The organism is Gordonia hongkongensis (genome assembly GCF_023078355.1).
GTDB lineage: Bacteria > Actinomycetota > Actinomycetes > Mycobacteriales > Mycobacteriaceae > Gordonia > Gordonia hongkongensis.
In genome coordinates, this window is record NZ_CP095552.1 from 2,312,050 (window position 1) to 2,329,293 (window position 17,244).

The window sequence follows — 17,244 nt, forward strand, 5'->3', positions numbered from 1 at the left end:
CTCACTCCTTGCCGTCGCGGAGTCTGGTCGCCATCACGGCGACCTGGGTGCGTCGCTGCATGTCCAATTTGCCCAGGATGCGGGACACGTAGTTCTTGATCGTCTTCTCCGCCAGGAACATCCGGCCGGCGATCTGCCGATTGGTCAGGCCCTCGCCGATGAGGGCGAACACCTCGCGCTCCTGATGGGTGAGCTCGGCGAGCGGATCCTTCTCGGTCTGCTTCTCGTTGCGCAGCTTGGCGAGCAGGGCCGCCGTGGACCGATCGTCGAGCAGTGAACCGCCCCGACCGACGGTCCGGACCGCGGCGACCAGGTTGTGCCCCAGGATCTGTTTGAGCACGAAACCCGAGGCGCCGGCGAGGACCGCGGCGAGCAGTGCATCGTCGTCGGCGTAGCTCGTGAGCATCAGGCACTTGATCCCCGGTTCGGCCGCGCGGACGTCCCGGCACAGCTCGACCCCGTTGCCGTCGGGCAACCGGACGTCGAGCACGGCGACATCGGGCTTGGTCGCCAGGATGCCGACGAGGGCTTCGCCGACCGAGGCCGCCTCGCCCACCACCTCGATGTCGCCGGCGGTCCCGAGCAGGTCGCGCAGACCGCGCCGGACGAGTTCGTGGTCGTCGACGAGGTAGGCGCGGACCGGATTCGGGGACGGGGTCGGATCGGCGGTGGCCGAATCGGTCGTGGCAGGGGACATGGGTCTGAAAGTACCGGATGTGCGGCGCCGGGAAGTCGCGACGTCGGACCCCATACAGGCGGGACCTTCGCCTCACGAGCACCACCCGTCCCGCCGCGCAGAGTGGATGGTACGACCCCCGCTGTGATCAGGAGAGCACGTGACCACCCTCATCGGACCCCCCGACGCCGAACCCGCCGACCGCGGCATGACCGGTTCGGATCTACTGCGTGAACTGCTGCCCGTGTGCGAGACCGAGGTCGAGCGGCACATGAAGATGACGCGCGACTGGCACCCGCACGACTACGTGCCCTGGGACGACGGACGCAACTTCGCGGCTCTCGGCGGACTCGACTGGGATCCGGCACAGTCCCGGCTCTCCGACGTCGCCAAGGCCGCGATGATCACCAACCTGCTCACCGAGGACAACCTGCCGTCGTACCACCGGGTGATCGCCGACAACTTCACCCTCGACGATGCCTGGGGCTGGTGGGTGGGGCGCTGGACGGCCGAGGAGAACCGCCACTCGATCGTGATGCGCGACTACCTGGTGGTGACCCGCGGTGTCGACCCGGTCGAACTCGAAGAGATCCGCATGGCGCACATGACGTCGGGGTTCAACCCCCTGCCCGACGACGACGGGCAGCGCGACCACAGCTTCGACATGCTGTTCGCGGTCGCGTACGTCAGTTTCCAGGAACTGGCCACCCGGGTCTCGCACCGCAACACCGGGAAGGCATGCGGGGACCCGATCGCCGACCGCATGCTGCAGCGTGTCGCGGCCGACGAGAACCTGCACATGCTCTTCTACCGCAACATCGTCGCCGGCGCGCTCGACCTCGTTCCCGACGAGACCATGGCCGCCATCCACGCGATCGTGACCAACTTCCAGATGCCCGGCGCGACCATGCCGAACTTCCGGCGCAACGCCGTGTTGATCGCCAAGGGCGGCATCTACGATCTGCCGCAACACATGTCGGACGTCGTCATGCCCGTGCTGCGGAAGTGGCGCATCTTCGAGCGCGACGACTTCGGGCCGGTCGGCGAGCACTACCGCGAACGCCTCGCGGAGTTCCTGGAGGAGATGGACGTCAAGGTGCGCAAGTTCGAGGAGTCGCGGGAGCGGGCGCTGCAGCGCCAGCACGCACGAGAACTGCGGGCCCGGTGACCGACGTGACCGTGACCGAAGTGAGGGGGACCGGCGCTGGGAAGTCCGCCTCCGCCCCTGCCGGCTTCGCCACCGCGATCGCCATGGCCGAGGCCGCCGTGGATCGGAACCCGCTGTGGTGGAACCAGATCCGGATCAACGCCGACGACTCGCTGGATGCCGCGTTCTGCACGTCGAGCCTGCTCGGGGCGCTCCTGCAGTCCGCGGCCCACCGGCTCGGTGTCCCGGCTGCCGATGTGTGGGCCCACGTCCGCCGGACGGGTGAGTTGCCGCTCTAGATCAGCTGTCCCGGTAAGGTCAGCTCCCATGTCCGAGCCTGCCTCCGCCGTGTCTAATGTCCCGGGGTCGAATGTATCGGGGTCGAATGTCCCAGGACCCCCGAACGTCCCCGGGCCCGATGCTTTCCCCTCCGGCGAGGGGCACTACCTGGTCGGCCTCGACCTCCGCGGACGCAAGGTCGTCGTGGTGGGCGGCGGGTCGGTGGCGCAGCGGCGGCTGCCCAATCTGGTCGCTGCGGGTGCCCACGTGCACGTCATCGCGCTCGATCCCACCCCGGCCGTCGAATCCTTCACCGGCATCACCGTCACCCAGCGCCGCTACGCCGACGGTGATCTGGAGGGCGCCTGGTACGCGATGGCCTGCACCGACGATCCCGCCGTCAACGAGGCGGTGGTGGCCGAGGCCGAGCGCAGGCACACGTTCTGTGTCCGGGCCGACGACGCCCGCCACGGCACCGCCGTCACCCCGGCATCCGGCCGTCACCGCGACGTCCAGTTCGGCGTCCTCGCCGGCGGCGACCACAAACTGTCGGCCGCACTCCGCGCCGCGATGAGCCGTGCCCTCGCCGAGGGGTCGCTGAGTGTCGACGACGCCGCCCCGCACGCCGCCGGCGTGGCCCTCGTCGGTGGCGGTCCCGGCGACCCCGACCTGATCACCGTCCGCGGCCAACGGCTCCTCGCCGAGGCCGACGTGGTGGTGGCCGATCGGCTCGCGCCCCCCGAACTGCTCGCCGAACTCGGCCCGCAGGTCGAGGTGATCGACGCCGCCAAAGTGCCCTACGGCCGCGCGATGAAGCAGGAAGCCATCAACGACGTCCTCGTGGAGAAGGCCAAGGAGGGCAAGTTCGTGGTCCGCCTCAAGGGCGGCGACCCCTATGTCTACGGGCGGGGTTTCGAGGAACTGCAGGCCTGTGTGGCCGCCGGGGTCCCGGTCACCGTGGTGCCGGGGATCAGCAGCTCGATCGCCGCACCGGCATCGGCGGGCATCCCGGTGACGCACCGCGGCGTCACCCACGAGGTCGTGATCGCCTCGGGCCACGTGCCGCCCGGCCACCCCGACTCGCTGATCGACTGGTCGGCCATGGGCAAGCTGCGCGGCACCCTGGTCCTGATGATGGCGGTCGAACGCGTCGAGGTCTTCGCCGACGCCTTGCTCGAGGGCGGCCGGCGGCCCGACACCCCGGTCGCGATGATCGAGAACGGATCCCTGCCGACCCAGCGTCTGCTGCGTACCGATCTCGCCCACGCCGGCGAGGTCGCGGAGGCCGAGGGGCTGCGTCCGCCCGCGATCGTCGTCATCGGCGACGTGGCCGCGTTCACCGAGGGCGCCTGACCGGATCAACCCAAACCGGATCAACGCAGATTGGCATGTCCCGGCGGTCGGCCGGTACGGTCGTTCTCTATGTCGACTCCCGGAGCTGCGAACACCGGAACCGTGAACACTGGAACGGTGAACACAGGAGCGGGGAACAGCGAGCAGTTCCGTCCGGTCTTCGGACTGCCGATCCTGGTGCTGTCCGGGATGCAGTTGCTCGTCGTGCTCGACGGCACCGTGGCCGCGCTGGCGCTCCCGAGCATCCGCGACGCGCTCACGCTCTCGGAGTCCAGCGCCAATTGGGTCATCAGCAGCTACGTGCTGGCGTTCGGCGGTCTCATGCTCCTCGGCGGCCGACTCGGTGACACGTTCGGGCGCAAACGGATGTTCATCGTCGGCGTGGTCGCCTTCACCCTCACCTCGCTGCTGTGCGGACTGGCCTGGAACGAGGCGAGCCTCCTCGCCGGCCGGGCCCTGCAGGGCGCGTCGGCGGCGATCGCGGCGCCCACCGCCATGGCGCTGGTCGCCACCACCTTCGCGCCCGGCAAACCGCGCAGTCAGGCCTTCGCGGTCTACGCGGCCATGACCGGCGTGGGATCGGTGGCCGGGCTCATCCTCGGCGGGGTGCTGACCGAGCTGTCGTGGCGCCTGGTCTTCCTCATCAACGTGCCGATCGGTCTGATCGTCGTCGTCGGGGCGATCGTTGCGCTGCGGGAATCCCAGGGTGAGCGGCTGCCCCTCGACGTGCCCGGCGCGGTCCTCGGCACCCTCGGTTGCACCCTGCTGGTGCTCGCGGTGAACGAGGGGCCCAACGGTTGGACGGCGCCGGTCGTGGTCGGCTCGTTCATCCTCGGCGCCCTCGCCCTGGCCGCGTTCATCGTGGTCGAACGGCGCGCCCGGAACCCACTGCTGCCGTTCTCCCTCTTCGACAACAGCTCCCGCGTCGCAGCCCTGCTCGCCATCCTGCTCGCCAGCATGATCATGATGTGCATGGCGGTGTTCATCTCGCTGTACCTGCAGGGCATCCTGCAGTACTCGCCGATCCAGAGCGGGCTCGCGGTCGTGCCGTTCGCGTTCGGGCTGGGCATCGCCGCGGCGATCGCGTCGAAGCTGGCGCTGATGATCCAGCCGCGCTGGCTCGTCCTGGTCGGCGGCGCGGTGATCCTCGTCGGCTGCCTCTACGCATCGTCGATCGCGACCGACTCACCGGACTACTTCCCGAGCATCTTCGTCCCCGTCGTCGTGATCGGCTTCGGCGTCGGTCTGGCAGTCATCCCGCTGACCCTGTCCGTGGTGGCCGGGGTGGGCACCACCGAGATCGGCCCCCTGACCGCGCTCGCGCAGGTCGCGCAGAACCTCGGCGGGGCCGTCGGCCTGGTTGCCGTCGGTGCGATGGTCACCTCGCGCGCGCTGTCGAAGGGCGGCACCACCGCGCCGGTCGAGACGATGAATCCCACCCAGCTCGCCGCGCAGGCCGAGGGTTACGGGCTGGCCTTCGCCGCCTGCGCGGGCATCGCCGTCCTCGCCGCGATCGTCGTGCTGTTCATGCGGTTCACGCCCGAGCAGGTCGCCGAGGGACAGGCCGCCCAGGAAGCCGCCGACGCCGGGCTCGACGCCGGGCTCGACGCCGAGCCGAACACCCCGGGGTCCGACACCCGGCGATGAATTCCGGCGGACGCACGGTCGGTCCCGGTATGGACGCCAAGAATCTCGCTGAGCTCTACGACATCGGCACACTCGACTGGCAGCCCGTCGCGGCCCGATTGACCGCCGGGGTGTCCCAGGCGCCGGGGACCGGTGGTCCCGACCGGCACACGTGGTGGATCGCCACGATCAACGCCGACGGCAGCCCGCACGTCACCGGAATCGGGGCGCTGTGGCATCGGGACGCGATCTGGCTGGAGACCGGTCCGTCGACCCGGAAGGCGCGCAACCTCGCCCGCGACCCGCGCTGCACCCTGTCGGTGGCACTCGACGAGGCCGACCTGGTGGTCGAGGGCGACGCGAACCTGGTCACCGAGCCCGCCGTCGTCGCCGAGATGGCGGAGCTGTGGGCGGGCGACGGGTGGCCGTGCCGCGTCGACGAGTCGGGTGCCGCGCTGACCGCCGACTTCAGTGCGCCGTCGGCCGGCCCGCCGCCCTGGTATGTCTACCGGGTGACGCCGCGACGGGCGACCGTCCTGCAGACCGTGGAGCCCGGTGGCGCAACCCTCTTCGACTTCGACGCGCAGTAGCGTCGCGGACCTCGGTGCCGGGTCAGTCGGTCAGTACGACGATGCGGTCCGGCGCTTCGATCTCGACCCGCTGCCCGGCGTCGGCGAGGACCGCGGCCACACCGTTCACGTCGCGTACGGAACGCCGCGTGCGGACCAGCTCGCGGGCCATCAGACCTTTGTAGTGCTTGTTGAAATGGCTGACCACCTTGCGTGAGCCGTCCGGTTGTTCGGTCATCACGGTCGCCGTCACCGCGCCGCGCACCGGACCGAGCTGGTGGTAGACGCCCGAGCGCAGGTCCACGACGAAGTCGTCGACCGCGTCCAGCGCGGGGGACAGGTCCGGTTTCCACAGCGCCGCCAGGGTCGGCATCCCGGGCAGTTTGGACCCGCCCGAGAGTCGATACGCGGGAATCGGATCCGGTGCCCGCACGACACCGAACAGCGCCGACCCGATCGCCAGCCGGTCGGCGGCCTTGGTCTTGCCTGCCCGAGTCAGCGACCGGTGATCGAGGGCGTCGTAGAGGACGCCGGTGTAGCGCTCGAGAGCCGGCCGGGTGGGGGACAGCCACAGGTCGGCGTTGCGGTCGACCTCGTCGAGCTGGGTGGCGCCGAGCCCGAGCGCGGTACGACTGGCCTCGAGGTCGGCGGCCAGGGCGACGAGCGCGTCGGCGACCTGCTTGCGGACCGGGTTCAGCTCGGGGAAGGACAGCGTGTCGAGATCCAGGGGAGCGCCGCGCCCGCCGTCGGATTTTGTTTCGGAGGGAGGCAGGATGACGAGCACCGCAACACCATAACTAAGCTGGTTGGTCGTGATCACACGCATGTCGACCCTGTTCCTGCGGACCCTGCGCGACGACCCCGCCGACGCGGAGGTCCCCAGCCACAAGCTGCTGGTCAGAGCCGGCTACATCCGCCGAGTCGCGCCCGGTGTGTACTCGTGGCTGCCGCTCGGTCTACGCGTGCTGAAGGCGATCGAGAACGTCGTCCGCGAGGAGATGAACGCCATCGGCGGCCAGGAGATCCTGCTGCCCGCCCTGCTGCCCCGCGAGCCCTACGACACCACCAACCGCTGGACCGAATACGGCGACTCGCTCTTCCGCCTCAAGGACCGCAAGGGTGCCGACATGCTCCTCGGCCCGACCCATGAGGAACTGTTCGCGACGCTGGTCAAGGGCGAGTACTCGTCGTACAAGGACATGCCGGTCATCCTCTACCAGATCCAGACCAAATACCGCGACGAGGAACGGCCGCGCGCGGGCATCCTCCGCGGACGTGAGTTCGTGATGAAGGACGCCTACTCCTTCGACCTCGACGACGACGGACTCAAGACCGCCTACAACGCGCACCGTGAGGCGTATCAGAAGATCTTCGAGCGGTTGCGGATCGAGTACGTCATCGTCGCCGCGACCTCCGGCGCGATGGGTGGCAGCGCCTCCGAGGAGTTCCTGGCAGAGTCGGCGGTCGGCGAGGACACGTTCGTGCGCTGCGTCGAATCCGGCTACGCCGCCAACGTCGAAGCGGTCATCACCCGCGCGCCCGACCCGCTGCCCTACGACGACCTGCCCGCGGCGGTCGTCCACGACACGCCCGGTACCCCGACGATCGACAGCCTGGTCGACTGGGCGAACGCGACGCTCGACGGGCAGTACACCGGCGCCGACACCCTCAAGAACGTGCTCGTGAAACTCCGTGTGCCGGGCGGTGACTGGGAGATCACCGGCATCGGTGTTCCGGGCGATCGCGAGGTCGACTTCAAGCGTCTCGAGGCGTCCGTCGAACCCGCCGAGGTCGAATTGCTCACCGACGCCGACTTCGCCGCCAACCCGTTCCTGGTCAAGGGATACATCGGACCGAAGGCGCTGGCCGACAACGGCATCCGCTACCTCGTCGATCCGCGGGTGGTCGAGGGGACCTCCTGGATCACCGGCGCCGATGAGCCGGGCCGGCACTACGTCGGACTCGTCGCCGGCCGCGATTTCACGCCCGACGGGACGGTCGAGGCCGCCGAGATCCGCGACGGCGATCCGTCGCCGGACGGCGCCGGACCCCTGGTGAGCGCCAAGGGCATCGAGATCGGGCACATCTTCCAGCTCGGCCAGAAGTACACCGACGCCTTCGAGGTGGACGTCCTCGGCGAGAACGGCAAGCCGGTCCGCCTGACCCAGGGTTCCTACGGTGTCGGGGTGTCGCGCCTCGTCGCGGTCATCGCCGAACAGTCCCACGACGACAAGGGCCTGCGCTGGCCGAAGTCGGTGGCGCCGTTCGCGGTTCACCTCGTCATCGCCAACAAGGACGAGGCCGCCGTCGCCGGCGCCGAGCAGCTCGCCGCCGACCTCGACGCGGCCGGTCTCGAGGTGCTCCTGGACGACCGGAAGGCGTCGCCCGGAGTGAAGTTCAAGGACGCCGAACTCCTGGGGATGCCGACCGTCGTGGTCGTCGGCCGCGGATATGCCAACGGCGCCATCGAGATCCGCGACCGCTTCACCGGTGAGGCCACCGAGGTCGCGGTCGACACCGCGGTCGACGCGGTGGTGGCGGCCGCCCGCGGCTGAGCGGGTTCAGCCGCCTGCGGGGGACCCGGGGAACGCCACCGTGACCGGGCTCTCCTGCAGAGCCACCCGCCAGCGCGCGGCGCGCACCGCGCTCTCCGACAGCCCGTCGGCGCCGATCCGGCGTCCGGTCTCGTCGTCGGCCTGCTCCAGCAATGCGCGATAGGCGCTCGCACAGTCGATCTCGGCGCCGAGCGCGGCGCGGGCCGCCGTGGTCGGGTCGGTGACCTCGATCGGCAGCGTGTAGCCGGCGGCCGCCAGCGGCGGGGTGTTCCCCGCCGCCTCGATCGTCCGGTCGATCTCGTCGCGTCGGGCGCGATGGGCGTCGGCGTACTCGGCGACGGTGCGTCGACGGGAGGCGGCGACGAAGGCGGTGATGACGCCGTAGGTGAAGATCGCGGCGTTCTCGGTCTCGGCGGCGACGACCAGCGGGTCGTCGGGATCTGCTTGCGCTGCCGGTGAGTTCGTCGCCGGTGTGTTCACGGGGGACGTCATGCCAGTTGCACCTCTCGCATCGAAGTGACGGCCGCGGCGACCGACCCGGTCAGCCCGGCTGCGTACCCGGCGGCGCCGAGCGCGACCCGGCGGGCCTGCCCGGCCGCGGCGTCGAGATCGGCGCGCAGTCGAGCGAGGGACGGCGCCGCCGGTGGGGCACCCGCCGGGGATGTCGAGGCGGTCGCCGAGGTGGCGGGACGGTCGAGTGTCGCCGCCACCTCCTGGTCGAGCCGGATGATCTCCTCGCGCAGTGCGCGAGCGTGCTGGGCGCGCTGATCGGCCACGACACCGAGTGCGGTGGCGTAGGCGGGCTCGACGGCGACCAGGGCGCGCGCGGTGCTCTCGTCCGCGGACGCCGAGCGCACCAGGGGCACCAGGCTCTCGGCCAGCAGGGTCTCCGCGGAGGGCGACGAATCGCAACCGGTCAGTCCGACGCCGGCCGCCCCGGCACCGACGACGACGGCGCCCGCGAGGAGTCCGCCGCGCAAGGCGGTGCGCCGGTCGATCGGGTGCCGCAGGGTCCGTCGCTCGATCGGGGGCATGCTCACCCGGGACATCATGCCAGCAGTTCTCCGCGCGATCGATCCACTAGGATGTTCGGAGCAACGTCGTGCGAGACCCGGCACGGCCCGACAACTGAAGACGAGGGGAGTGGCATGCCGATCAGCCCGACGCAGGTGCGCGAACTCGTCGAAAAGCTCGTCGCCGAGCGGGGATTCGACCTCGAGGACATCACGGTGCGCAGCCGGGACGGCCAGGACGAACTGTCGATCGTGGTCGACCGCGACGGTGGCAGCGACCTCGACGTCCTCGCCGGACTGAGCACCGAGATCTCCGACCTCCTCGACGCCACACCAGACTTCGCCGACCTCGCCTATGTGCTCGAGGTCACCTCGCGCGGCGTCGACAGCCCGCTGACCCTGCCCCGGCACTGGCGTCGCAACACCGGTCGGCGCGTCGTCGTGGAGGTCGACGGCGGACCCGGATCGCAGCCGCGCACCGTCGCCGGACGCATCGGCAGGCTGCTCGACGACCCGGCGCCGGCGGTCGAGGTGGTCGCGAACCACAAGGGGCGGATCGCGATGGAGACCGTCGACCTCGCCTCGGTGACCCAAGCCGTGGTGCAGGTGGATTTCTCTCAGCCGAGCGTCCGCGAGCTCGAACTGTGCGGCCTCGAACCCGACGAGATCGAAGCGCGCCGCGCCCCCGCCGCCGCGCGACAACTGAACACGACAAATGAACACGACAAGTGAATAGGAGACCGACATGAACATCGACATCGCCGCCCTGCGCATGATCGAGGCCGACAAGGGCATCTCGATCGAGACCGTCATCACCGCCATCGAGACCGCTCTGCTGACGGCCTACCGCCACACCGACGGTTTTGCACCGCACGCCCGTGTCGACGTCAACCGCAAGTCCGGCGCCGTCCGCGTGATGGCGCAGGAGGTCGACCAGGACGGCAACGTCGTCCACGAATGGGACGACACCCCCGAGGGTTTCGGCCGCATCGCGGCGACGACCGCACGGCAGGTCATCCTCCAGCGCCTGCGCGACGCCGAGAACGAGAAGAACTTCGGCGACCTCGTCGCCCACGAGGGTGAGATCGTCGGCGGCGTCGTGCAGCAGGACTCGCGCGCCAATGCGCGCGGGATGGTCGTCGTCCAGATCGGCAGCGACGCCAACTCGACCGAGGGCATCATCCCGCCCGCCGAGCAGGTGCCCGGCGAGGTCTACACCCACGGCGACCGGATCAAGTGCTATGTCGTCGGCGTGAGCCGCGGACCGCGCGGTCCGCAGATCACCCTGTCCCGGACCCACCCGAACCTGGTGCGCAAACTGTTTTCCCTCGAAGTGCCCGAGATCGAGGACGGCAGCGTCGAGATCGTCGCCGTGGCGCGCGAGGCCGGCCACCGGTCGAAGATCGCGGTGCACACCGGCGTGGCCGGCCTCAACGCGAAGGGCGCGTGCATCGGTCCGATGGGCCAGCGCGTACGGAACGTGATGAGCGAACTCGCCGGCGAGAAGATCGACATCATCGACTTCGACACCGACCCGGCGGTCTTCGTCGGGAATGCGTTGTCGCCCGCGAAGGTTGTCTCGGTGACGGTCGTCGACGCCGCCGCCAAGGCCGCGCGGGTCATCGTGCCGGACTATCAGCTGTCGCTGGCCATCGGCAAAGAGGGCCAGAACGCCCGGCTCGCGGCCCGGCTCACGGGGTGGCGGATCGACATCCGGTCCGACGCCGCGCCGGCGGCCGAGGGCGGGCCGGAGTGACGCGCAGCGGCCGATTGTCCCCGCCGGGCCCGCTCGCGCTAGACTGATCGATGGTTCAGCGATCCGCCCCCCGTTCGCGAGCCGGCGGCACACCCATCCGGATGTGCATCGGTTGCCGGCAGCGGGCAGAGGCCGGCGAGTTGGTCCGTGTCGTCGCACAGCTGTGCGGTGACACCCCGACAGTCGTGGTCGATCCCGCGAAGACCATGCCGGGACGAGGCGCGTGGCTGCACGCGCGGTCGGAGTGCATCTCCACCGCGACGCGACGCCGGGCCTTCGCCGCGGCACTCCGGACCCCCGGTCTGACCGTGGACCCGGACGATCTCACCGAACAGCTCGGCGCGATCACCCACCAGAGGATGGCTCCCCGGAGCCGGAACAGGTAGCAGAAGACATGAGCACACCGTGAAGTCACGATGAGCATGTACCGGACTTAAATCGAGGCCGTAGCGGGTGAGCCGCTTGGCCTCCAAGTGAGGAGAGCAGTGGCAGGCAAAGCCCGCGTGCACGAACTGGCCAAAGAGCTCGGCGTCACGAGCAAGCAGGTGCTCGAGCGTCTGAAGGAGCAAGGCGAGTTCGTCAAATCGGCGTCGTCGACGGTAGAGGCCCCCGTGGCCCGTCGACTGCGTGAATCGTTCCCCGGCAAGGACGGGGGAGCCAAGGACTCCAAGTCGTCCCCGGCCCCCGGCCCGCGCCAGAGCGCCAAGCCCGGACCCAAGCCGTCCGGCAACACGAACGCACCGAAGCCCGGTGCACCCGCAACCCCGTCGGCGCCGGTCGCCGACCGTCCGAGCCCCGGCCCGCGCACCAACGCGCCGAAGCCGGGCGCACCCAAGCCCGCACCCGCACCTGCGGAGACCCCGGCCCCGGCGCCCGCCCCCGCGGCGGAGCGTCCCAGCCCGCGTCCCGCTCCCGCGGCACCGGCGCCGCAGGCCCCGGCCGCGTCGGCAGCACCGTCTGCCCCCACGTCGAGCCCGGGTCCGCGTCCCGGCCCGAAGCCGGGTCCGCGTACGCCGCGGGTGGGCAACAACCCGTATTCGTCGGCACCGGCGCCCGCGCCGCGTCCGGCTGCCCGTCCCGGACCGGGTCAGGGCGGTCCGCGTCCCGGCGGTGGCCGTCCCGGCGCCGCCGGCCAGGGTGGTCCGCGTCCCGGTGGCGGTCGTCCCGCTCCCGGCCAGGGCGGTCCCCGTCCCAATCCCGGGAACATGCCCCCGCGGCCGAGTCCCGGCGCCATGCCGTCGCGTGCGGCCCGTCCCGACGCCCGTCCGGGTGGTCGCGGCGGTGCCGGCGGAGGTCGTGGTGGCCCCGGCGGCGGCGGTGGTTACCGCGGCGGTGGCGGCGGAGCCGGTGCACCGGGAGGACCTCCCGGTGGCGGTTTCCGCGGACGTCCCGGCGGCGGTGGCGGTGGCGGCCGTGGACGCGGCGGCGCAGCAGGCGCCTTCGGTCGTCCCGGTGGTGCACCGCGCCGTGGTCGCAAGTCGAAGCGGGCGAAACGCGCCGAGTACGAGAACATGCAGGCACCGGCCGTCGGTGGCGTCCGGCTGCCGCGCGGCAACGGCGAGATCATCCGTCTCGCCCGCGGTGCGTCGCTGTCCGACTTCGCCGACAAGATCGATGCCAACCCGGCTTCGCTGGTCCAGGCGCTGTTCAACCTCGGCGAGATGGTGACGGCGACCGAGTCGGTCAACGACGAGACGCTCGAGCTGCTCGGCTCGGAGATGAACTACCGCGTCCAGGTGGTCAGCCCCGAGGACGAGGACCGCGAGCTGCTCGACAGCTTCGACCTCACCTACGGCGAGGACGAGGGCGGCGAGGAAGACCTCGAACAGCGTCCGCCGGTGGTCACCGTCATGGGCCACGTCGATCACGGTAAGACCCGACTGCTCGACACGATCCGTAAGGCCAACGTCCGGGAGGGCGAGGCCGGCGGCATCACGCAGCACATCGGTGCCTACCAGGTGAACACCCACCTCAATGGTGAGGATCGCCTGATCACCTTCATCGACACCCCGGGTCACGAGGCGTTCACCGCCATGCGTGCCCGCGGCGCCAAGGCGACCGACATCGCGATCCTCGTGGTCGCGGCCGACGACGGCGTCATGCCGCAGACGGTGGAGGCGGTCAACCACGCCCAGGCGGCCGACGTGCCGATCGTGGTCGCGGTGAACAAGATCGACAAGGAAGGCGCCGACCCGCAGAAGATCCGCGGGCAGCTGACCGAATACGGTCTGGTCCCCGAGGAGTACGGCGGCGACGCCATGTTCGTCGACATCTCGGCCAAGCAGGGCGAGAACATCGACGCGCTGCTCGAGGCCGTCCTGCTCACCGCGGACGCGTCGCTGGACCTGCGTGCCAACCCGGACATGGACGCCCAGGGTGTCGCCATCGAGGCGCACCTCGACCGCGGCCGCGGCCCGGTGGCGACCGTGCTGGTCCAGCGCGGCACGCTGAAGGTCGGCGACTCGATCGTCGCCGGCGACGCCTACGGACGTGTCCGACGCATGGTCGACGAACACGGCGACGACGTCCCCGAGGCGCTGCCGTCGCGTCCGGTCCAGGTCATCGGCTTCACCTCGGTCCCCGGCGCAGGCGACAACCTGCTCGTGGTCGAGGAGGACCGCATCGCCCGGCAGATCGCCGACCGGCGCAATGCGCGCAAGCGCAACGCGCTGGCCGCACGCAGCCGCAAGCGGATCAGCCTGGAAGACCTGGATTCGGCTCTCAAGGAGACCAGCCAGCTCAACCTCATCCTCAAGGGTGACAACTCGGGTACGGTCGAGGCCCTCGAAGAGGCCCTGCTGAACATCGAGATGGGCGACGAGGTCTCGCTGCGGATCATCGACCGCGGTGTCGGTGGCGTCACCGAGACCAACGTCAACCTGGCCGCGGCCTCGGATGCGATCATCATCGGCTTCAACGTCCGGGCGGAGGGCAAGGCCACCGAGCTGGCCAACCGCGAGGGCGTCGACATCCGGTACTACTCGGTGATCTACCAGGCCATCGACGAGATCGAGAGCGCGCTCAAGGGCATGCTCAAGCCGATCTACGAAGAGGTGGAGCTCGGCCGCGCCGAGATCCGCGCGATCTTCAAGTCGTCGAAGGTCGGCAACATCGCCGGTTGCCTCGTGCAGTCGGGCATCATGCGGCGTAACGCCAAGGCCCGCCTGCTGCGCGACAACGTGGTGGTCGCCGAGAACCTCACCGTGTCGTCGCTCAAGCGTGAGAAGGACGATGCCACCGAGGTTCGCGAAGGCTACGAATGTGGTCTCACGCTGACCTACTCGGACATCAAGGTGGACGACGTGATCGAGACCTACGAGCTGCGGGAGAAGCCGCGCGACTGATCGCGGCGACGACCACCCTCGTACGACATCTCGACAGCTGTGGTGCGCGCCGACCGGTCTCCGGTCGGCGCGCACGCAGCGCTATGGAAGGAGTCCTGGAATGGCAGATCCGGCACGGGCTCAGCGCCTGGCCAAGCGGATCTCGTCGATCGTCGCGTCGGCGATCGCGCACGAGATCAAGGATCCGCGACTGGCGTATGTGACGGTCACCGATGCCCGGGTGACCAATGATCTCCACGATGCGACGATCTACTACACCGTGATGGGCGAATCCATCGACGCCGAACCCGACTTCGAGGCCGCGGCCGCGGGTCTGGCGAAGGCGACCGGCGTGCTGCGGTCGAAGGTCGGAGCGGGTACCGGGGTGCGCTTCACCCCGACCCTGCGCTTCGTGCTCGACACGGTTCCCGACGCCGCGCGTCAGATGGAGGAGCTCGTCGCCCGCGCCCGCGCGAACGACGAACTCGTCGCCCGCCGCGCCGCCGAGGCGAAGCCGGCGGGGGAGTCCGACCCGTACCGCTCGGCGGACGACGACACCACCGGTACCCGCGAGTGAGCAGTTCGTCGAGTGCGGCGATCGCCGCGACGCTGGCCTCCGCGACCGCGGTGACCATCTGCTGTCATGTCCGCCCCGATGCGGACACGATCGGCAGCGGTCTGGCGCTGGGGCTGGCACTCGACCGCCGGGGCGTCGACGTCGAGGTCTCCTACCCGGGCACCGAACAACTCCCGGCCTCACTCGCCGGACTGCCCGGCGGCAAGTTGCTGTGCGATCCCGCGCAGGTCGTCGGACACCCACTGGTGGTCGCGGTCGACGCCGCCAACCTCGAGCGGCTGGACTCGCTCGGTGAGACGTTCACCGCGGCGCAGACCTCGATCGTCATCGACCACCACGCCTCGAACCCCGGTTTCGGCGACCTCGACCTGGTGGACCCGGCCGCCGACTGCACCGCCGTACTGGTGCTCGACGTCCTCGACGACCTGGGTGTCGAACTCGACGCCGACATCGCCACCTGCATCTACGCCGGCCTCAGCACCGACACCGGCTCGTTCCGCTGGGCCCGTCCGGCGTCGTTCCGGGTCGCGGCCCGGCTCCTGGAGACCGGCGTCGACACACGGAAGTGGAGCCGGATCCTGTTCGACTCCCATCCGTTCGCCTGGTTCTCGATGATGTCGGGTGTCCTGGCGTCGGCGCAGCTCGTACCGACCGCCTGCGACGGTGAGGGTCTGGTGTACGCCGTGGTCGACCAGCAGGCGCTGGCCGGGATGAGCTGGGAGGAGTCCGAGAGCGTCGTGGACACCATCCGGACCGCCCGTGAGGCCGAGGTGGCAGCGGTGTTCAAGGAGGGCGAGCCGGGTGTCTGGACGGTCTCGCTGCGGTCCAAGGACATCGTCGATCTCGTACCGATCGCCCGGGCGCACGGCGGCGGCGGGCATCGTCAGGCCTCCGGGTACAGCGACACCGGTACCGCCGACGAGGTGGTCGCCAGGTTGCTGGAGTCGCTCTGAGCCTCGCGTCGGAGCCGGACGCCGGGGACGCCTCGGGCGTGGCACGCATCGCCACCCTCACCGTCTCGGCTCTCGCCGTCCTCATCGCGCCGCCGCTGTACCTCCTGCTGGACCTGGCGGTCGTCGGACGCCTCGGCGGCGAACAACTGGCCGCTCTCGGCGTCGGCACCCTGGTGCTCTCGATCGTCAGCACGCAGCTGACCTTCCTGTCCTACGGCACCACCGCCCGCTCCGCGCGTCGCTTCGGCTCCGGTGACCGGCCCGGCGCCGTCGTCGAAGGCGTACAGGCGAGCTGGATCGCGGTGGCGGTCGGCGTCCTGATCGTCGCCGTCGCCTACCCGTGCGCCCCGGTCGTGATGCGTCTGCTGGTCGGGACGTCCTCGCCGGAGTCCGCCGCGGTGGCCGAGGACGCGGCGGGCTGGCTGCGGATCGCGATGTTCGGCGTCCCGCTGATCCTGCTGTCGATGGCCGGGAACGGGTGGATGCGCGGCGTCCAGGACACTCGTCGTCCCGTCGTCTACGTCGTGGTCGGGTTGTCCCTCGCCGCGGTCCTCGTCGTCGGACTGGTCCACGGCGTCGGCCCGTTCCCGCGTCTCGGTCTCGACGGCAGCGCGGTGGCCAACGTGATCGGACAGGGTGTGACGGGCGTGCTGTTCGCCGTGCGGGTGGTCCGCGAGGCACGGCGGGTCGCCGTGGGTGCCGGCCACGGGCCCGGCTCGCGCGCCTTCGCACCCGACTGGTCGATCATCCGCGCGCAACTGGTCATGGCGCGGGATCTCATCGTGCGCAGTCTGTCGTTCCAGATCTGCTTCGTCTCGGCGGCCGCGGTCGCGGCGCGATTCGGGGTCGCCCAGGTGGCGGCGCACCAGCTCGTGCTGCAGCTGTGGGAGTTCATGGCTCTGTTCCTCGACTCGGTGGCCATCGCCGCCCAGGCGCTGGTGGGCGCGGCGCTGGGAGCGGGACGACTCGGCGCAGCCGACTCCGTCGCCCGGCGCGTCACCGCGGTGTCCGTGGTCGCCGCCACCGCGATGGCTGCCCTCTTCGCGGCCGGTGCGACGCTGATCCCGCGTATCTTCACCTCCGACGCCGCCGTCCTCGACGCCGTCGGGGTGCCCTGGTGGTTCTTCGTCGGCATGTTGCCGATCGCCGGCGTGGTCTTCGCGCTCGACGGCGTGCTCCTCGGCAGCGGCGACGCCGCCTTCCTGCGCACCGCGACCCTCGCCGGCGCCCTCATCGGGTTCCTGCCGCTGATCTGGCTGTCGCTCGTGTTCGACTGGGGACTCGCGGGTGTGTGGTCCGGCCTGGTGGTGTTCATGCTCGTGCGTCTGGCCACCGTGGTGTGGCGGATCCGCTCGGGGCGATGGCGCCGGGCAGGTGCGGTCCGCGCCTGATCGCGATCCTCTGGCACGATGGATCC

The 17,244-nt window shown here is 70.4% G+C and carries 17 protein-coding genes; 13 read left to right on the plus strand and 4 right to left on the minus strand.

The features are described from left to right. Position 1: 1 nt before the first annotated feature. Positions 2-697 carry a response regulator gene (locus MVF96_RS10475; protein WP_065628959.1) on the minus strand — a complete coding sequence of 232 codons (696 nt, stop codon included), beginning with the start codon at positions 695-697 and terminating at the stop codon, positions 2-4. 139 nt (positions 698-836) lie between these two features. On the opposite strand from MVF96_RS10475, the gene MVF96_RS10480 reads away from it, so the two are divergent. The 5 genes from MVF96_RS10480 (at position 837) to MVF96_RS10500 (ending at position 5,671) form a co-directional block, all read left to right on the plus strand. After that, positions 837-1,844 carry an acyl-ACP desaturase gene (locus MVF96_RS10480; RefSeq protein ID WP_065628958.1) on the plus strand — a complete coding sequence of 336 codons (1,008 nt, stop codon included), beginning with the start codon at positions 837-839 and terminating at the stop codon, positions 1,842-1,844. An 11-nt stretch (positions 1,845-1,855) separates the two neighbouring features. Further along, positions 1,856-2,122, plus strand: a complete 267-nt coding sequence (locus MVF96_RS10485; protein ID WP_139104503.1) for a hypothetical protein — start codon at positions 1,856-1,858, stop codon at positions 2,120-2,122. Positions 2,123-2,150: 28 nt separating this feature from the next. Further along, entirely contained in the window at positions 2,151-3,455 is a 1,305-nt protein-coding gene (gene cobA / locus MVF96_RS10490) for a uroporphyrinogen-III C-methyltransferase (RefSeq protein ID WP_247451958.1), read from the plus strand. Between the two features lie 189 nt (positions 3,456-3,644). Beyond that, positions 3,645-5,102, plus strand: a complete 1,458-nt coding sequence (locus tag MVF96_RS10495) for a DHA2 family efflux MFS transporter permease subunit (protein ID WP_065629077.1) — start codon at positions 3,645-3,647, stop codon at positions 5,100-5,102. Between the two features lie 29 nt (positions 5,103-5,131). After that, entirely contained in the window at positions 5,132-5,671 is a 540-nt protein-coding gene (locus tag MVF96_RS10500) for a pyridoxamine 5'-phosphate oxidase family protein (protein WP_247451959.1), read from the plus strand. Between the two features lie 22 nt (positions 5,672-5,693). On the opposite strand, the gene yaaA is transcribed toward MVF96_RS10500, so the two are convergent. Further along, a complete protein-coding gene (yaaA, locus tag MVF96_RS10505) occupies positions 5,694-6,476 on the minus strand; it encodes a peroxide stress protein YaaA (RefSeq protein ID WP_171011579.1) in 783 nt (260 codons plus the stop codon). On the opposite strand from yaaA, the gene MVF96_RS10510 reads away from it, so the two are divergent. After that, positions 6,475-8,205 (plus strand): proline--tRNA ligase, encoded by a 1,731-nt coding sequence (locus MVF96_RS10510; protein WP_247452091.1) that lies wholly within the window; start codon positions 6,475-6,477, stop codon positions 8,203-8,205. The two genes, yaaA and MVF96_RS10510, sit on opposite strands and share 2 nt — an antisense overlap. Positions 8,206-8,211: 6 nt before the next feature. Here MVF96_RS10510 and MVF96_RS10515 read toward each other — a convergent pair whose 3' ends face one another. Together MVF96_RS10515 and MVF96_RS10520 are read right to left on the minus strand one after the other, a co-directional pair. After that, positions 8,212-8,697 carry a ferritin-like domain-containing protein gene (locus tag MVF96_RS10515; RefSeq protein WP_247451960.1) on the minus strand — a complete coding sequence of 162 codons (486 nt, stop codon included), beginning with the start codon at positions 8,695-8,697 and terminating at the stop codon, positions 8,212-8,214. Further along, positions 8,694-9,257 (minus strand): hypothetical protein, encoded by a 564-nt coding sequence (locus tag MVF96_RS10520; protein WP_137809367.1) that lies wholly within the window; start codon positions 9,255-9,257, stop codon positions 8,694-8,696. Before MVF96_RS10520 ends, MVF96_RS10515 begins: the two co-directional genes overlap by 4 nt. A 96-nt stretch (positions 9,258-9,353) precedes the next feature. Between MVF96_RS10520 and rimP the strand changes: the two genes are divergently transcribed. The 7 genes from rimP to MVF96_RS10560 all read left to right on the plus strand — a co-directional run bounded on the left by rimP (position 9,354) and on the right by MVF96_RS10560 (position 17,218). Further along, on the plus strand, positions 9,354-9,950 hold the full coding sequence (gene rimP, locus MVF96_RS10525; RefSeq protein WP_159370652.1) for a ribosome maturation factor RimP: 597 nt from the start codon (positions 9,354-9,356) through the stop codon (positions 9,948-9,950). A gap of 13 nt (positions 9,951-9,963) precedes the next feature. Further along, a complete protein-coding gene (gene nusA, locus MVF96_RS10530; RefSeq protein WP_058250130.1) occupies positions 9,964-10,974 on the plus strand; it encodes a transcription termination factor NusA in 1,011 nt (336 codons plus the stop codon). A 101-nt stretch (positions 10,975-11,075) separates the two neighbouring features. Next, positions 11,076-11,360: a YlxR family protein gene (locus MVF96_RS10535; RefSeq protein ID WP_058250131.1), complete on the plus strand. Its 285-nt coding sequence runs from the start codon at positions 11,076-11,078 to the stop codon at positions 11,358-11,360. 99 nt (positions 11,361-11,459) lie between these two features. Then, positions 11,460-14,318: a translation initiation factor IF-2 gene (infB, locus tag MVF96_RS24480; protein ID WP_272499192.1), complete on the plus strand. Its 2,859-nt coding sequence runs from the start codon at positions 11,460-11,462 to the stop codon at positions 14,316-14,318. A gap of 100 nt (positions 14,319-14,418) precedes the next feature. Further along, positions 14,419-14,874 (plus strand): 30S ribosome-binding factor RbfA, encoded by a 456-nt coding sequence (gene rbfA / locus MVF96_RS10550; RefSeq protein WP_065628950.1) that lies wholly within the window; start codon positions 14,419-14,421, stop codon positions 14,872-14,874. Continuing rightward, positions 14,871-15,827 carry a DHH family phosphoesterase gene (locus MVF96_RS10555; RefSeq protein WP_247451961.1) on the plus strand — a complete coding sequence of 319 codons (957 nt, stop codon included), beginning with the start codon at positions 14,871-14,873 and terminating at the stop codon, positions 15,825-15,827. Before rbfA ends, MVF96_RS10555 begins: the two co-directional genes overlap by 4 nt. A 38-nt stretch (positions 15,828-15,865) precedes the next feature. Next, complete coding sequence (locus tag MVF96_RS10560) at positions 15,866-17,218, plus strand: MATE family efflux transporter (protein WP_247451962.1); 1,353 nt, start codon at positions 15,866-15,868, stop codon at positions 17,216-17,218. Positions 17,219-17,244 lie beyond the last annotated feature (26 nt).

What these genes read in the sequence shown, in the direction of transcription:
- cobA (WP_247451958.1), top strand. Translation starts at nt 2,151, where the DNA reads ATGTCCGAGCCTGCCTCCGCCGTGTCTAATGTCCCGGGGTCGAATGTA.
- MVF96_RS10495 (WP_065629077.1), top strand. Translation starts at nt 3,645, where the DNA reads ATGCAGTTGCTCGTCGTGCTCGACGGCACCGTGGCCGCGCTGGCGCTC.
- yaaA (WP_171011579.1), bottom strand. Translation starts at nt 6,476, where the DNA reads ATGCGTGTGATCACGACCAACCAGCTTAGTTATGGTGTTGCGGTGCTC.
- MVF96_RS10520 (WP_137809367.1), bottom strand. Translation starts at nt 9,257, where the DNA reads ATGATGTCCCGGGTGAGCATGCCCCCGATCGAGCGACGGACCCTGCGG.
- rbfA (WP_065628950.1), top strand. Translation starts at nt 14,419, where the DNA reads ATGGCAGATCCGGCACGGGCTCAGCGCCTGGCCAAGCGGATCTCGTCG.
- MVF96_RS10500 (WP_247451959.1), top strand. Translation starts at nt 5,132, where the DNA reads ATGGACGCCAAGAATCTCGCTGAGCTCTACGACATCGGCACACTCGAC.
- MVF96_RS10510 (WP_247452091.1), top strand. Translation starts at nt 6,475, where the DNA reads ATGTCGACCCTGTTCCTGCGGACCCTGCGCGACGACCCCGCCGACGCG.
- nusA (WP_058250130.1), top strand. Translation starts at nt 9,964, where the DNA reads ATGAACATCGACATCGCCGCCCTGCGCATGATCGAGGCCGACAAGGGC.
- MVF96_RS10475 (WP_065628959.1), bottom strand. Translation starts at nt 697, where the DNA reads ATGTCCCCTGCCACGACCGATTCGGCCACCGCCGATCCGACCCCGTCC.
- MVF96_RS10515 (WP_247451960.1), bottom strand. Translation starts at nt 8,697, where the DNA reads ATGACGTCCCCCGTGAACACACCGGCGACGAACTCACCGGCAGCGCAA.
- rimP (WP_159370652.1), top strand. Translation starts at nt 9,354, where the DNA reads ATGCCGATCAGCCCGACGCAGGTGCGCGAACTCGTCGAAAAGCTCGTC.
- MVF96_RS10535 (WP_058250131.1), top strand. Translation starts at nt 11,076, where the DNA reads ATGTGCATCGGTTGCCGGCAGCGGGCAGAGGCCGGCGAGTTGGTCCGT.